Origin of the sequence: Vibrio tubiashii, from assembly GCF_028551255.1 — a bacterium.
Lineage (GTDB): Bacteria > Pseudomonadota > Gammaproteobacteria > Enterobacterales > Vibrionaceae > Vibrio > Vibrio tubiashii_B.
Map to the genome: position 1 here is coordinate 3,015,799 of NZ_CP117029.1, position 14,631 is coordinate 3,030,429.

General features: G+C 46.1%; 14 protein-coding genes. 6 read left to right on the forward strand and 8 right to left on the reverse strand.

Annotated elements, in window-relative coordinates:
* Positions 1 to 107: 107 nt before the first annotated feature.
* Together LYZ37_RS13880 and epmA are read right to left on the reverse strand one after the other, a co-directional pair.
* Positions 108 to 542, reverse strand: coding sequence for a rhodanese-like domain-containing protein (locus tag LYZ37_RS13880; protein ID WP_004743279.1), 435 nt, complete (start codon positions 540 to 542; stop codon positions 108 to 110).
* A 274-nt stretch (positions 543 to 816) separates the two neighbouring features.
* Positions 817 to 1,788, reverse strand: coding sequence for an elongation factor P--(R)-beta-lysine ligase (gene epmA, locus LYZ37_RS13885; RefSeq protein ID WP_272785858.1), 972 nt, complete (start codon positions 1,786 to 1,788; stop codon positions 817 to 819).
* A 404-nt stretch (positions 1,789 to 2,192) separates the two neighbouring features.
* Between epmA and frdA the strand changes: the two genes are divergently transcribed.
* Genes frdA through frdD form a run of 4 tightly spaced genes read left to right on the forward strand, consistent with a single transcriptional unit; the run spans position 2,193 to position 5,550 of the window.
* The gene (gene frdA, locus LYZ37_RS13890) at positions 2,193 to 4,010 is read left to right on the forward strand and encodes a fumarate reductase (quinol) flavoprotein subunit (RefSeq protein WP_065740847.1); all 1,818 of its coding nucleotides are present in this window, start codon (positions 2,193 to 2,195) and stop codon (positions 4,008 to 4,010) included.
* Positions 4,010 to 4,774: a succinate dehydrogenase/fumarate reductase iron-sulfur subunit gene (locus tag LYZ37_RS13895; protein ID WP_045975826.1), complete on the forward strand. Its 765-nt coding sequence runs from the start codon at positions 4,010 to 4,012 to the stop codon at positions 4,772 to 4,774. The genes frdA and LYZ37_RS13895 overlap by 1 nt, the downstream gene beginning before the upstream one ends.
* 2 nt (positions 4,775 to 4,776) lie before the next feature.
* The gene (gene frdC, locus LYZ37_RS13900) at positions 4,777 to 5,160 is read left to right on the forward strand and encodes a fumarate reductase subunit FrdC (protein WP_004743268.1); all 384 of its coding nucleotides are present in this window, start codon (positions 4,777 to 4,779) and stop codon (positions 5,158 to 5,160) included.
* Between the two features lie 12 nt (positions 5,161 to 5,172).
* Complete coding sequence (gene frdD / locus LYZ37_RS13905) at positions 5,173 to 5,550, forward strand: fumarate reductase subunit FrdD (protein WP_239866970.1); 378 nt, start codon at positions 5,173 to 5,175, stop codon at positions 5,548 to 5,550.
* 69 nt (positions 5,551 to 5,619) lie between these two features.
* Here the strand turns inward: frdD and hslU are convergent, their stop codons facing one another.
* The 5 genes from hslU to priA all read right to left on the reverse strand — a co-directional run bounded on the left by hslU (position 5,620) and on the right by priA (position 12,052).
* Entirely contained in the window at positions 5,620 to 6,954 is a 1,335-nt protein-coding gene (hslU, locus tag LYZ37_RS13910) for an HslU--HslV peptidase ATPase subunit (RefSeq protein ID WP_272785860.1), read from the reverse strand.
* Positions 6,955 to 7,004: 50 nt separating this feature from the next.
* Positions 7,005 to 7,547 (reverse strand): ATP-dependent protease subunit HslV, encoded by a 543-nt coding sequence (gene hslV / locus LYZ37_RS13915; RefSeq protein ID WP_004743263.1) that lies wholly within the window; start codon positions 7,545 to 7,547, stop codon positions 7,005 to 7,007.
* Positions 7,548 to 7,817: 270 nt separating this feature from the next.
* A complete protein-coding gene (ftsN, locus tag LYZ37_RS13920) occupies positions 7,818 to 8,366 on the reverse strand; it encodes a cell division protein FtsN (RefSeq protein ID WP_272785861.1) in 549 nt (182 codons plus the stop codon).
* Between the two features lie 118 nt (positions 8,367 to 8,484).
* Entirely contained in the window at positions 8,485 to 9,492 is a 1,008-nt protein-coding gene (gene cytR, locus LYZ37_RS13925) for a DNA-binding transcriptional regulator CytR (RefSeq protein ID WP_004743261.1), read from the reverse strand.
* Between the two features lie 358 nt (positions 9,493 to 9,850).
* Complete coding sequence (gene priA / locus LYZ37_RS13930) at positions 9,851 to 12,052, reverse strand: primosomal protein N' (RefSeq protein WP_272785862.1); 2,202 nt, start codon at positions 12,050 to 12,052, stop codon at positions 9,851 to 9,853.
* A gap of 283 nt (positions 12,053 to 12,335) precedes the next feature.
* Here priA and rpmE point away from each other — a divergent pair, with 283 nt between their 5' ends.
* The gene (rpmE, locus tag LYZ37_RS13935; protein WP_004743259.1) at positions 12,336 to 12,554 is read left to right on the forward strand and encodes a 50S ribosomal protein L31; all 219 of its coding nucleotides are present in this window, start codon (positions 12,336 to 12,338) and stop codon (positions 12,552 to 12,554) included.
* A 256-nt stretch (positions 12,555 to 12,810) separates the two neighbouring features.
* On the forward strand, positions 12,811 to 14,088 hold the full coding sequence (locus LYZ37_RS13940) for a malic enzyme-like NAD(P)-binding protein (RefSeq protein WP_272785863.1): 1,278 nt from the start codon (positions 12,811 to 12,813) through the stop codon (positions 14,086 to 14,088).
* A 104-nt stretch (positions 14,089 to 14,192) separates the two neighbouring features.
* Here LYZ37_RS13940 and metJ read toward each other — a convergent pair whose 3' ends face one another.
* Positions 14,193 to 14,510, reverse strand: a complete 318-nt coding sequence (gene metJ / locus LYZ37_RS13945) for a met regulon transcriptional regulator MetJ (RefSeq protein ID WP_004743257.1) — start codon at positions 14,508 to 14,510, stop codon at positions 14,193 to 14,195.
* Between the last annotated feature and the right edge of the window lie 121 nt (positions 14,511 to 14,631).

Here is a 14,631-nt window from a genome sequence, read left to right on the forward strand (position 1 = left end):
GAGAGCTTGCTATGACTAGGGTTCCAATGAATTTCGTGGAACTCTTCACATCTCTCTAAAACAAACGCCGATTTTTCAATCAGCGTTTAAGGCATTCGGTGTTTGAATTACTTCTTACCTTTCACTAAAGGCATGTTTGCTTCACTCCAAGCAATCAAACCATTTTTAAGCAGACTTACATTTTCAAAGCCCGCTTTAGCAAGAAGGTTAGCGCTCTCTTGAGCCGTTTGACCTGTCTTACACACTACAATGATTGGGTCTGATTTGTGGTTTTCAAGGCTTCCGAAGTTACCCGCTTTGATATCAGACGGCAAAATGTGAAGTGCATCGGTAATGTGACCTTTACGGAACTCATCTTTACTGCGGATATCAACAACAACACCACTTTCACGGTTCATTAGCTGAGTGGTTTGTGCTGCAGTGATTTCTTTATATGCAGCTGTCGTTGATTTAAAGATATTCATGATAAGGGCGACTAGTAAACCAACCCATACCAGAGAAAGAATCATGTTCTCTTGAAAAAATGCGATGTACTCTTGCATGTCCTGTGCTCTTTGATGATAGAGCTGCCACTTCAACAATGAAGGGATGTATTCCCAAAATAGTTGGAGTTGCAGCTAGGCGACAAGCCAGTTCAGCCCTATGAGCATAGTCGTCCTATGTGATTAGGGTGAATTGGCGTAGTCAACAACGCTGCGGCTTCAAAAATGAAGGGATTAGCAGCTCTAGACTAAAAATTCAGATTGGAAGTATAGCGAGGTTAAGATGCCTACGCGAGTCAATTACACTCAGAATAAGAATCTGTTGCACATTTCCTTACGCTATCGGAAACGGAAACGCCGTGATCTGATCAATATGATCACAGCCGATCGCGAGCATGATTAAGCGATCGACTCCTAGCGCCACGCCGGCACATTCAGGTAAACCTGACTTGAGTGCTGCAATTAAATGGTGATCGATCGGTTGAGGGCTTAGCCCCATCTCAATACGCTTGGCGTTGTCTTGCTCAAATCGCTTCAGCTGCTCTTGCGCATCATCTAGCTCATGGAAGCCGTTTGCCAGCTCTATGCCTTTAAAGTAAACCTCAAAACGATCGGCAACACGTGAATCTTGCTGATTGATCTTCGCCAATGCCGCTTGAGAGGCGGGGAAGTCATAAACAAAAGCCGGAGCGCTTTGGCCTATCTTACCTTCGACACCAATGCTAAACAGTAGTTGAAGCAAGGTATCACGATCTTCCTCTGGCTGCGCAATATCACTTAAGCCTAGCTTCTCGGCTGCTAGCTTTAGCTCAGCCATTGTGCTTTCTAATGGGCAAACGCTAAGCACATCAATAAAGGCTTGTTGGTAGGTCATTCGCTCCGCTTGACCACATTCGAGTACGACTTGCAGTAAAGCATCCATCTCATCCATCAGTTTATGGTGATCAAAACCGACTCGGTACCATTCAAGCATGGTGAACTCTGGGTTATGGAAACGGCCATTCTCTTCGTTGCGAAACGCTTTGTTAATCTGATAGATACAACCACTACCCGCTGCCAGCAATCGCTTCATATGAAATTCAGGACTAGTCATTAAGTAGAGTTTGCTGCCATCCGCATATCCCGGGCCTATAAACTCTGTCTGAAAAGTATGTAGGTGAATATCCGTCACTGTCGCATGGCTCATTGCCGGAGTATCAACCTCCAACACGTTTCGCTCAGCAAAGAACCGCCGTATTTGCGCAAGCACGTTCGCACGCTGTCTAAGTTGCTCTATCGACGCTGTTGGCTGCCACTGATCACTCATAACTAAAATCTCACTGCTTTATCTGGCTGAGAAAATATCAAGTTTACTGCCCTTTGCCTAGCATAATACTCCGTCTAAAAATGGCTTCTAACTGAAGCAAGATTTCAACGTATTACAGAACAAAATATCACCGACCACCTGTTAGATATTGCCCAAGCTAATGTCATGTAACAGCACCTTAACAAACCGCTACTGTCTACTGTTCTATCAATCATTTCTTGCCGTGATAGCAATCACATAACCTATATTTTTTATGCTCTTGAATGCATTACTGGAGCAAAAACCTAAATACATCAATTTTTCTGCAAATTAGCTCTTCTACACTAACCCTACCACTTTTGGGGAATTACCCCATTTAACTATAACAAGCGGAACACTCCGCAAATTCACACTGGAGGATAACTGTGCAAACTATCACCACAGATATCGCAGTCATCGGCGCAGGCGGCGCTGGTCTTCGCACTGCTATTGCAGCAGCTGAAGCAAACCCTGATTTAGAAGTCGCACTGATTTCTAAAGTTTATCCAATGCGTTCTCACACGGTCGCAGCGGAGGGTGGCTCAGCAGCAGTTATCAAGGATGAAGATAGCCTAGACAACCACTTCAACGACACTGTTGGCGGTGGCGACTGGCTATGTGAACAGGACGTTGTTGAATATTTTGTAGAAAACGCGACTCGCGAAATGATCCAAATGGAGCAATGGGGCTGCCCATGGAGTCGTAAAGAGAACGGTGAAGTCAACGTACGCCGATTCGGTGGTATGAAGGTTGAGCGCACATGGTTTGCGGCTGATAAAACTGGCTTCCATATGCTTCACACCCTATTCCAGACATCAATGAAGTACGACAACATCAAACGCTTTGATGAGTACTTTGTGGTAGATCTGCTTGTCGATGAAGGCGAAGTGCAAGGTCTGATCGCTATCCATATGTCAGAAGGTGAACTCGTTACGATTAAAGCCAAATCTGTTGTTTTAGCAACAGGTGGCGCAGGTCGTGTTTACCACTGTAATACTAACGGTGGTATCGTAACTGGTGATGGTATGGCAATGGCTTACCGTCATGGCGTACCTCTACGTGATATGGAATTCGTTCAGTACCACCCAACCGGTCTTCCAGGTACAGGTATCCTGATGACCGAAGGTTGTCGTGGTGAAGGCGGTATCATCGTAAACAAGAATGGCTACCGTTACCTACAAGATTACGGCATGGGTCCTGAAACTCCAGTTGGCCAGCCAAAGAACAAATACATGGAACTTGGTCCTCGCGACAAGGTTTCACAGGCTTTCTGGCACGAACAACAGAAAGGCAACACCATCAAACATCCTCTAGGTGATGTGGTTCATCTAGACCTTCGCCACCTTGGTGAAGAGTACCTGCAAGAGCGTCTACCGTTTATCTGTGAGCTAGCGAAAGCTTACGTCAACGTAGATCCAGCGAAAGAGCCGATTCCAATTCGTCCTACTGTTCACTACACCATGGGTGGTATTGAAACCAACGGCGAATGTGAAACTCGCATTAAGGGTCTATTTGCCGTCGGTGAGTGTGCGTCAGTTGGTCTACACGGTGCAAACCGTCTAGGCTCTAACTCGCTGGCTGAGTTTGTGGTATTCGGCCGCGTTGCTGGTGAGCAGGCAGTGAAACGTGCTGCAGAGTTCAAGGGCTGGAACGAAGAGTCTATCGCGGCTCAAGTCAAAGATGTTGAGCAGCGTATCGCCGCATTAATGAACCAAGAAGGCGATGAAAACTGGGCTGACATCCGTACTGAAATGGGTCACACCATGGAAGCGGGCTGTGGTATCTACCGCCAAGAAGATTTGATGCAAGCGACGATCGATAAGATTACTGAATTGAAAGCTCGCTATAAAAACATCAGCATCAAAGACAAAGGCAAAGTGTTCAACACTGACCTTCTTTACGCTATCGAAGTCGGTTACGGCCTAGAAGTGGCAGAAGCTATGGTTCACTCTGCCATCCTACGAAAAGAGTCTCGTGGTGCCCACCAGCGTCTAGACGATGGTTGTACTGAGCGTGATGACGTAGAGTTCCTCAAACACTCACTGGCTTTCTTCCAACCAGATGCAGCGCCAACTATCGACTACAGCAAAGTGACTATCACTAAGTCACAGCCTAAAGCTCGTCTATACGGTGAAGCCGCAGAGAAAGCAGCCGCTGAAGAAGCAGCAAAAGCGGCACAGAAGAACGCAGAGGAGCAAGCATAATGTCAGCAAATCGCATCCAAAAAGTAGAGATTCTGCGTTATGACCCTGAGAAAGACGCAGAACCGCATTTTCAGACCTTTGAAGTACCATTCGACGAAACTATGTCGACCCTTGATGCACTTGGCTACATCAAAGATAACCTAGATAAAGACCTGTCTTACCGTTGGTCTTGTCGTATGGCGATCTGTGGTTCATGCGGCATCATGGTTAACGGCGTGCCAAAGCTAGCGTGTAAAAGCTTCCTGCGCGATTACCCAAACGGCGTGAAGATCGAACCATTAGCAAACTTCCCAATCGAGAAGGACTTGATTGTCGACATGACGCCGTTCATAGAGCGCCTTGAAGCCATCAAGCCTTACATCATCGGTAACGATCGTAAACCTGAAGATGGCACTAACCTGCAAACGCCAGAGCAAATGGCTAAGTACAAGCAGTTCGCAGGTTGTATCAACTGTGGTCTATGTTACGCAGCATGTCCGCAGTTTGGTCTAAACCCTGAGTTTATCGGCCCTGCTGCACTGACTCTTGCCCATCGTTACAACCTCGATAGTCGTGACAATGGTAAAGCAGAGCGTATGGCGATGATCAATGGTGAAAACGGCGCTTGGGGCTGTACCTTCGTCGGTTACTGTTCTGAAGTGTGTCCGAAGAACGTCGATCCGGCGGCCGCAGTAAACCAAGGTAAAGTCGAGTCTTCTATGGACTTCGTGATTGCTATGCTGAAGCCTGACGGCACACCAGCAAAAACAGCAGAGGAGGCATAAGAATGAGTAACCGTAAACCTTACGTTCGTGAAGTAAAGCGTACTTGGTGGAAAGATCATCCTTTTTACCGCTTCTACATGCTTCGCGAAGCGACTGTACTGCCTCTGATTCTATTTACTGTCTTCCTGACATTCGGTTTAGGTTCACTAGTGAAAGGTCCCGAAGCTTGGCAAGGTTGGCTTGAGTTTATGGCAAATCCAGTGGTCGTAGCGATTAACATCGTTGCGCTAGCGGGTAGCCTACTGCACGCTCAAACGTTCTTCAGCATGATGCCGCAGGTAATGCCGATTCGCTTAAAAGGTAAGCCAGTGGATAAGAAGATCATTGTGCTTACTCAATGGGCAGCCGTGGCATTTATTTCTCTGATCGTGCTGGTAATCGTTTAAGGAGCGATGACTATGAAACCTAATTTTTCTGTAGATAGAGCCCCTAAGCGTTCTGATGAGCCAATTTGGTGGGGATTGTTTGGCGCTGGCGGTACTTGGTTTGCCATGATTACCCCTGTGACAATTTTGGTTCTTGGTGTACTTGCGCCACTAGGCATCATCAATGCAGAAGCTCTAAGCTACGAGCGAGTGGTTGATTTTGCAACAAGCATCATTGGCGCTCTATTTATCATTGGTACGCTAGCGCTACCGATGTGGCATGCAATGCACCGTGTCCATCATGGTATGCATGATCTTAAGTTCCATACTGGTTTGGTCGGCAAGATCGCTTGTTATGCATTTGCAGGTCTTATCTCTGCACTGGCTGTTATTTTCATCTTCATGATTTAATTAGCAATAGATAAAACAAAGCCCGCTGTTAAGCGGGCTTTTTCGTTTCTGTTGATTTCCCGATTGGGATTACAGGATGAAGCGGCTTAGATCTTCATCTTCAATAGTATCGCCTAGTTTGCCTTTAACGTATGCAGCATCAATGGTTAACTTAGAACCAGACTTGTCTGTCGCTTCGAATGAAATCTCATCCATCAAGCGCTCCATTACTGTGTGTAAGCGGCGAGCTCCGATGTTTTCTGTTGTCTCATTCACTGTCCAAGCGGCTTCTGCGATTTGAGTGATACCATCTTCAGTAAACTCAACATCGACATCTTCTGTCTTCATTAGCGCAACGTATTGCTCTGTCAGTGATGCTTTAGGCTCAGTCAGGATACGTTTAAAGTCATGACTTGAAAGCGCTTCTAGTTCGACACGAATCGGTAGACGACCTTGCAGTTCTGGAATTAGGTCCGATGGCTTAGCCACTTGGAATGCACCTGACGCAACAAATAGAATGTGGTCTGTTTTCACCATGCCGTGCTTAGTTGAAACTGTGCTACCTTCAATCAGAGGTAGTAGGTCACGTTGCACACCTTCACGAGAGACATCAGGACCAGAACTTTCGCCACGCTTACAAATCTTATCAATCTCATCGATAAACACGATACCGTTGTTCTCAACGTTAAAGATCGCTTGCTCTTTCAGCTCTTCTTGATTGACAAGCTTAGCCGCTTCTTCTTCGGTCAGTGCTTTGAAGGCATCTTTGATCTTCAGTTTGCGCTTCTTCTTAGTATCACCCGCTAGGTTTTGGAACATACCTTGAAGCTGGTTAGTCATCTCTTCCATGCCCGGAGGAGCCATGATCTCGACACCCATTTGCGGAGCCGCAACATCGATTTCGATCTCTTTGTCGTCTAACTTGCCTTCACGAAGCTTCTTGCGGAAGATTTGACGTGTATTAGAAGCGCTATCATCTTGCTGCTCGTTTTGACCCCAAGCATCGCGAGCTGGCGGTAGTAGAGCATCAAGAATACGTTCTTCAGCTTGCTCTTCAGCGCGGAACTTTACTTTTTCCATCGCTTGTTGATGAGTCATCTTAATTGCAACATCAGTAAGGTCACGGATAATCGTTTCAACTTCCTTACCAACGTAGCCTACTTCGGTAAACTTCGTCGCTTCAACCTTGATAAACGGTGCATTCGCCAGTTTCGCTAGACGGCGAGCAATTTCAGTTTTACCCACACCAGTAGGACCAATCATAAGAATGTTTTTTGGTGTTACTTCAACACGCAAGCTCTCTTCAAGCTGCATACGGCGCCAGCGGTTACGCAGCGCAATCGCGACTGAGCGCTTTGCATTATCTTGGCCGATAATATGGCGGTTAAGCTCATGGACAATTTCGCGAGGGGTCATTTCAGACATAGTCAGTTTCCTTAAATTCTTATAGCCACTATCTTTGCTTGTTCAGCCGTTTACTCAGCTTGAGAGGCTGGGATTTCTAGTTCTTCGATAGTGTGGTGATGGTTGGTGAACACACAGATATCACCGGCAATTTTGAGTGATTTTTCTGCAACTTCACGTGCATCTAATTCGGTATTTTCTAATAGTGCAGTAGCAGCGGCTTGGGCAAAGTTACCACCAGAGCCAATGGCAATCAGATCGTTTTCAGGCTGTACCACATCACCGTTACCAGTAATGATCAATGATGCAGTTTCATCAGCCACGGCCAATAGTGCTTCTAACTTGCGTAAAGCACGGTCACTACGCCAGTCTTTAGCTAACTCTACTGCCGCCTTAGTCAGGTGACCTTGGTGCATTTGCAGTTTGCTTTCAAACTTTTCAAACAGCGTGAAGGCATCTGCCGTGCCACCAGCAAAGCCAGCGAGCACCTTATTGTTGTACAGGCGACGCACTTTACGAGCATTACCCTTCATTACTGTGTTACCCAGAGATACTTGTCCATCACCAGCGATGACGACTTTGTTGTTACGACGTACAGATACAATGGTAGTCACGAGTAGGGCCTCATAGTTGTTTTAATATCAGTGTTAAAGATTATATGAGGTTATAGCGAGAGGAATTCAAGGGGAGATAAAAGGTTACAATTGACGAGAAGCCTATTTATCCGGTCATCCTCAAGAGCGAGGGACGAGTGAGTTGGGGATCTCTTCAACTTGTGTCGCTAACTTAAGAGATTCCCTACTCCTTCCTTCGTCAGTCTATGGAATGACAACTGGGAAGGAGCCAATAAAAAACGAACCCATCAGGGTTCGCTTTTAATATCTTTACTGCGCTTCTTTCCAGATTGCACAAGGCTCGATTTTGGCACGCTGAAGTTTGTGCTTATCGCGTTCAGCATCACGCTTAAACTTGTATGGGCCAAGTACCACACGATACCAACTGCTGCCTTCCTTCTTACGAATTTTGCTGTTGATACCTTGGAAAGCGATATCCAGCTTACGCGCTTCAGCCTGCTGAGCAGTCTTATAGGCGCCACACTGCATTATGTATGGAATCTCCGACACCACCTGCTCTTTTGCTTTTACCTCAACTTCACGACTTGGCAAGGTATCGACGTAATCCCATTTCTCTTCCGGTGGAGGTGGTAACTTCGCTTGAGGTTTTGGTTTAGGCTTAGGTTTTACCGGTTCTGCTACAGGTGCAGGCGGTTCTGGATCGTTACTCAGAACATACAATCCATAGCCAAATACACTCGCCAATAGAATGGCAAGTAAACCACTTCGCCAAGGTTTGCGTCGTGGGGCAGACTTTTTCTTTGCAGGCTTGCGGCTACTTCCGCCACGGCCTCTTTTTACGTAATCTCGATTCGCCACTAGTAAACATCAATACCATCAATTACCACTGCCGATATGTTAAAGCAGATTGTGCAGTTATGACAGAGTAGAAATGGAAGCGGCGCATCAAAAATACGCCGCTTGCTAAGGTTGGACTCTAAAGCACTCTTGGTGGCGCAGCGCTTTCACGTACCACCAGCTTGGTTTCAAGCAATCTCGACCCTGCGCGAACATCATGTCCACGTAGCAACTCAAGCATCATAAGCATTGCTTGGCGGCCAATTTCATAGCGAGGCTGAGAAATGGTCGTTAATGGTGGATCGCAGTATTGAGCAAAGTGAATATCATCAAACCCTACAATGGAGAGGTCTTGCGGAACACGCAAACCTAGCTTCTTCGCCTCTTGAATCGCACCAATCGCCATTGCATCGTTATGACAGAACACCGCAGTCGGCGCATCTGGTAAAGCTAGCAACTGGCGAATCGCTTTTGCTCCAGCTTCAAAGGTGAAATCACCTGAAGTGCAGTAGTTCGGGTTCATGGTGATCCCAGCGCGTCTAAGTGCCTGCTGATAACCTTGGTGGCGGAACTGACATAGAACCGCTGTTTCAGGGCCTGAGATTTGTGCAATTCGCTTGTGACCCATCTGCGTTAGGTAGTTAACCGCTTCAAAGGCAGAAGTTAGGTTGTCGATATGTACAGTAGGTAATTCTAGTTCGGGGGCAAACTCACAAGCCATAACCATAGGCGGTAAGTTCTTTTGTTCAGGTTTACTGACGTCAAAAGGAAGATCGGTACCTAGCAGCAACATACCATCTGCTTGCTTAGTAAATACTAGGTTTACAAATGAGCTTTCACGCTTCTTCTGCTGCCCACTATCGCCAAGCAAAACGATGTATCCGTGCTCCATTGCCGCATCTTCAATTCCCCGAATGATCTCGGTGTAGTAGGGATCACAAATATCTGGAATGATTGCGATGATTGTTTTTGATTCGTTACGACGCAAGTTGCGCGCCAACGAGTTTGGTGAATAACCAGCTTCTAAAACAGCATCTTCGACTCTTTTCCTTGTCGCTGACGATACCTTTTCTGGATTCATTAGCGCTCTAGATACTGTCGCTGTTGAAACTCCCGCAAGCTGGGCAACATCCTTCATTGTCGCCATATTTAATTAACCCTCTTCATTTCCAAATTGGCAGCTCAAACGCCACCTAAGCCTCTAGTTGAAATGCATCTCATCGGTTGAACGGCCAAATTGATGTCGACTTGTAGGCTAAAATACCTATCTTCTCATTTATTTGCACTGAGCAAACGTTTAACTCACACACTATGGCCTGAGAGCAACATATTGCACAAGACCTAGTTTATTCATTTCAAAACACAAAGTTACGGGAGATTTAACAAAATCGGCAGCTAATAGGAGATCTGAATCACAAATAAATGAAAAAGGTGTGAATATGAAGAAACTCAATAGCTACCCGCCGCAGGAAGTCGCAAAAAATTGAAGATAAACTGCCACGTCATTAACTCAGATCTTGTGGCTCAATATCTAAGCTCCAACGCACTTTCTTCGCATTTGGCAACATTTGGATTGCAGGCTTAGCGCTTGCGAGTAGCTTTTGCATTAGGGGCCGACTTTGGGTTTGCAGCAGAAGTTGCCAACGATACTTACCCGCGCGTTTTGCTAGCGGTGCAGGTGTCGGCCCAAGCACTTGGCAATAGTCATCAAATAGAGGATGCGCCTCTAGTGTATGGCGAACCTGACGAAGAAATTCCTCGACAGGCTGAGAGTGATTTGCTTCTGCTTTAAACAGGGTCAGAAACGAATACGGTGGTAACTGCGCTAGCTTTCTCTCTTGTAAAGCCGTTTCAGCGAAGTGGCGATAACTCTTAGTTAATAACGCTTGCAGTAGGCTATGTTCTGGGTGGTGGGTTTGCAGCACTACCTCACCCGGCTTGCTTGCACGCCCTGCCCGTCCAGCTACCTGTATAAACAATTGTGCCAGACGCTCAGACGCTCGGAAATCACTGCTGTAAAGAGAGCCATCCACATCTAATAGTGCTACCAGAGTAACGTCTGGGAAGTGATGACCTTTAGCCAACATTTGCGTACCAATCAAGATCTGATACTCACCATTACGGATCGCCCCCAATGCACTCTCTAAGCTGCCTTTTCGGCGAGTGCTGTCTCGATCAATTCGAATGGTTTTAAATTCAGGAAAGAGTTCAGCAAGCTGTTTTTCTAACTGCTCGGTTCCAACGCCTACTGTCACCAAGTGCGTCGAACCACAGCCCTGACATTGATGAATAATCGGCTGCTGTGAGCCACAGTGGTGGCAGCGAATTTCATTGCTGTTCTGGTGATAGGTATAGTAAGCATCACAACGTTTACATTCCGCAATCCAACCACATTCATGACACATCAACGCTGGAGAAAAGCCGCGTCGGTTTAAAAAAAGCATCACTTGGTTGCCTGCCTTTAAATGGCGGCGCATTTCGGCGATGAGTGGCGCAGAAAGACCACTCTCAAGGTATAGCCCTTTCACATCTAGCACTTTGTTGGTCGTTGGCGTCGCCGCTCCCGCTCGGGAAGAAAGCACTAAATGATGGTACTTACCACTCAAGGCGTTATGTAGAGTTTCTAAAGCTGGCGTGGCTGAGCCAAGTACAATGGGGATCTGCTCTTTGTTGGCACGCATCACTGCCACATCACGCGCATGGTAGCGCAGACTATCTTGCTGCTTATACGAAGCATCATGCTCTTCATCAACAATGATAATGCCAAGGTTGGCAAAAGGCGTGAGCAGTGCAGAGCGAGTACCAATCACAATGCCAGCGGCGTTATCACGCGCGCTAAGCCAAGCGTTAAGTCGCTCTGTATCATTTAAACCAGAGTGCACTACCTCAACTGGAACATTAAAACGTTTTCTAAACCGGTTAATGGTTTGTGGCGTTAACCCTATCTCGGGCACAAGAACTAGCGCTTGCCTGCCTTGCTCAAGCACAGGCTTAATCAGGTTGAGGTACACTTCCGTTTTACCAGATCCCGTTACCCCCTCTAACAGGTAACAAGCGAAACCTTCATTACTATTCACTGTCGCAATCGCCACCGCCTGCTCAGAATTTAGCTTTGGCTTATCGACATCAGCTTCAACGTCATGTTTCCACTCACGAATCACTGGTCTTTTTTCTATCGATTCAATCCAGCCTTTTTCCGCCAAGGTCTTTAGCACAGATGAACTGATCTCTTCATCGACAAAACGTTGATGCGGAATCGAGCCTGACTCCAACATATGCATCACTTTAGCTTGTTTCACCGCGCGGCCGAAACCCGCCATCAGTTGATCGCGACCACTCGCGGTGAGCTGCCATTCCACCAGCGTCGCGAAATCAGCGTCTTTACCTTTTCGCAGCGCACTTGGCATGGCATTAAACAAAGTATCACCAAGCGGATACTGGTAAAACTGACTACACCAAAAGAGTAAAGAGTAGAGCTTTTCAGGCCACACAGGCTGGTTATCCAACACATGCTTAATCGGCTTAAGCTTATCAAGACTGAACTCTGACTCATTCACCAACGCGGTGACAATGCCAACAAGAGTTTGACGACCAAAAGGGACAGAGACACGCCCACCAATGATAGGAAATAGGTGGTTAGGGATCTGATAATCAAACTGTTTGTCGAGAGGCACAGGCAATGCCACGCGCGCAATTGTTGGTCGCATAATAGGCTATACAGCTAAGTGAGAGGTTACGTAAGCTAGTCTAAGGGAAAAGGCTAGCAGTGGAAAGAGAGCGCGATTCAAGCATCAAGAATAACTTAGGCTAAAAAAGTAGCGATTTCGGGTCTAAACTGGTTGATCCTAAGTCAGGTATTCATTACTATATCGCGCCTTAGTGATATGGCTAGCTTTACAGCAGCGGTATCCGAAAAGGTTTTTTATTAACTACGTGTGGTGTCCGGCTTAGAATCGGATAGCGACACGGCCTATATTTAGAGGTTCTCCCATGAAAGCTGGTATCCACCCAGAATACAAAGCAGTAAAAGCGACTTGTTCTTGCGGTAACTCTTTTGAGTTCAACTCAACTCTAGCTAAAGAGTCTATCCACCTAGACGTATGTGACAAATGTCACCCATTCTACACTGGTAAGCAACGTATCGTTGATACAGGTGGCCGTGTTGATCGCTTCAACAAGCGTTTCGGTGCTCTATCAAGCAAGAAGTAATTTCTTCTTAGCCGAATCTAAAAAGGACGCTCACGCGTCCTTTTTTGTTATCTGTCACTTACGCAATATCCATTTTGCAGAGTAATCTATTATTAATTTTAATATTCGCTAGCCATATCTCTGTTCATCTGGTCTTATCTCCAGTCATTTACTACTTTTTATTGCTTCGGCTCGCATTCTGACCTAGGCAGCTTGACTTAGTTACTCTAGAATGGATTTCCCCATTCCATATAATTATTAATGAGTACCTACACCTATGTCAGACGACAATCGCCAAGAAGTATCCCCAGAAGAACAGTTTCGTCAGCAAGCTTTGGATTATCATGCTTACCCAACTCCAGGTAAAATTGCAGTCGCACTAACAACACCAGCAGAAACGGCAAAAGATCTTGCTCTAGCCTATAGTCCTGGTGTGGCAGAGCCTGTACGTGAAATCGCACAAAACGCTGACAACGTCTACAAGTACACATCAAAAGGCAACATGGTTGCTGTTATCTCAAATGGTACGGCGATTCTTGGTCTTGGCAATTTAGGTCCTCTAGCATCTAAACCTGTAATGGAAGGTAAGTCTCTGCTTTTCAAACGCTTTGCGGGTTTAGATTCAATTGATATTGAAGTAAAGCACCGTACTATCGAAGAGTTTGTCGATACCGTTGCTAACATCGCCGATACTTTTGGCGGTATTAACCTAGAAGACATCAAAGCGCCAGACTGTTTCGAAATCGAAAAGCAGTTGATTGAGCGTTGTGATGTACCTGTTTTCCACGATGACCAGCACGGTACGGCGATTGTTACCGCAGCAGGTATGCTTAATGCCATTGAACTTCAAGGGAAGAAGTTAGAAGACGCAACAATTGTGTGTCTCGGTGCAGGTGCAGCAGCAGTAGCATGTATGGAGCTACTGATTAAGTGTGGCGCGATGCGTGAGAAAATCTACATGCTTGACCGTAAAGGTGTTATCCACACTCGTCGTGACGATCTTAACGAATACAAACAGCTATTCGCAAACAACACCGATAAGCGCACACTAGAAGACGTTATCGAAGGTGCTGACCTGTTCCTTGGTGTATCAGGCCCTAACCTACTCTCTCCAGAAGCTCTTCAGTTAATGGCAGACAAACCTGTGGTCTTTGCGTGTTCTAACCCAGATCCAGAGATCAAGCCTGAACTTGCTCACGAAGTACGTAACGATCTGATCATGGGTACTGGGCGCAGTGATTACCCTAACCAAGTAAATAACGTATTGTGCTTCCCATTCATCTTCCGCGGTGCGTTAGACGTGCGCGCAAGTGAAATTAACGATGAAATGAAACTGGCAGCGGTAGACGCTATTCGCCAACTAGCGAAAGAAGAAGTGCCAGCCGAAGTACTATCAGCTGCTGGCGTTGATGCACTGTCATTTGGTCCTGGTTACATCATTCCAAAGCCAATGGATCCACGTCTATTGCCTCGTGTTGCTAAAGCCGTTGCTCAGGCCGCTGTTGACTCAGGTGTTGCTCGCATTGAAATGCCAGAAAATTATATGGCCGAGTAGGTTAGCTAAGAAATCTCTTCGAGAACGAAAAAACCGCTGTTAAGACAGCGGTTTTTTTTATTTCAATATCGTCAGCGTGCGAAAATTAGGTGCGACTATTTTTATTATTCGTCGAAAGATTCGAACTCAATTCCCATCTCTGTCATCAGTTTTTTCACTTCAGCAGGGAGATCGTCTGGGCGGTCTTTACGTAAATCTTCATCGGTCGGCAGTGGCTGCCCGGTATATGCATGCAAAAAAGCTTCACACAATAGCTCGCTATTTGTTGCGTGGCGCAGGTTATTAATCTGGCGGCGGGTACGCTCATCAGTCAAAACCTTTAATACTTTCAATGGAATAGAAACTGTAATCTTCTTTACTTGTTCGCTTTTCTTTCCATGCTCAGCATATGGGCTAATGTATTCGCCATTCCAATCTGCCATTGCGCACCTTTCGTTATTTATTATGGTTAAAAATAGAATCCCTAATTTTAGCGGTATTTATAGCCACAAGCAAAGACATATAGACGTCTAGAAGTGTTGACGTCCACAAAAATGATAAGTA

What these genes read in the sequence shown, in the direction of transcription:
- LYZ37_RS13880 (WP_004743279.1), bottom strand. Translation starts at nt 542, where the DNA reads ATGCAAGAGTACATCGCATTTTTTCAAGAGAACATGATTCTTTCTCTG.
- epmA (WP_272785858.1), bottom strand. Translation starts at nt 1,788, where the DNA reads ATGAGTGATCAGTGGCAGCCAACAGCGTCGATAGAGCAACTTAGACAG.
- LYZ37_RS13895 (WP_045975826.1), top strand. Translation starts at nt 4,010, where the DNA reads ATGTCAGCAAATCGCATCCAAAAAGTAGAGATTCTGCGTTATGACCCT.
- frdC (WP_004743268.1), top strand. Translation starts at nt 4,777, where the DNA reads ATGAGTAACCGTAAACCTTACGTTCGTGAAGTAAAGCGTACTTGGTGG.
- frdD (WP_239866970.1), top strand. Translation starts at nt 5,173, where the DNA reads ATGAAACCTAATTTTTCTGTAGATAGAGCCCCTAAGCGTTCTGATGAG.
- hslU (WP_272785860.1), bottom strand. Translation starts at nt 6,954, where the DNA reads ATGTCTGAAATGACCCCTCGCGAAATTGTCCATGAGCTTAACCGCCAT.
- cytR (WP_004743261.1), bottom strand. Translation starts at nt 9,492, where the DNA reads ATGGCGACAATGAAGGATGTTGCCCAGCTTGCGGGAGTTTCAACAGCG.
- priA (WP_272785862.1), bottom strand. Translation starts at nt 12,052, where the DNA reads ATGCGACCAACAATTGCGCGCGTGGCATTGCCTGTGCCTCTCGACAAA.
- rpmE (WP_004743259.1), top strand. Translation starts at nt 12,336, where the DNA reads ATGAAAGCTGGTATCCACCCAGAATACAAAGCAGTAAAAGCGACTTGT.
- LYZ37_RS13940 (WP_272785863.1), top strand. Translation starts at nt 12,811, where the DNA reads ATGTCAGACGACAATCGCCAAGAAGTATCCCCAGAAGAACAGTTTCGT.
- metJ (WP_004743257.1), bottom strand. Translation starts at nt 14,510, where the DNA reads ATGGCAGATTGGAATGGCGAATACATTAGCCCATATGCTGAGCATGGA.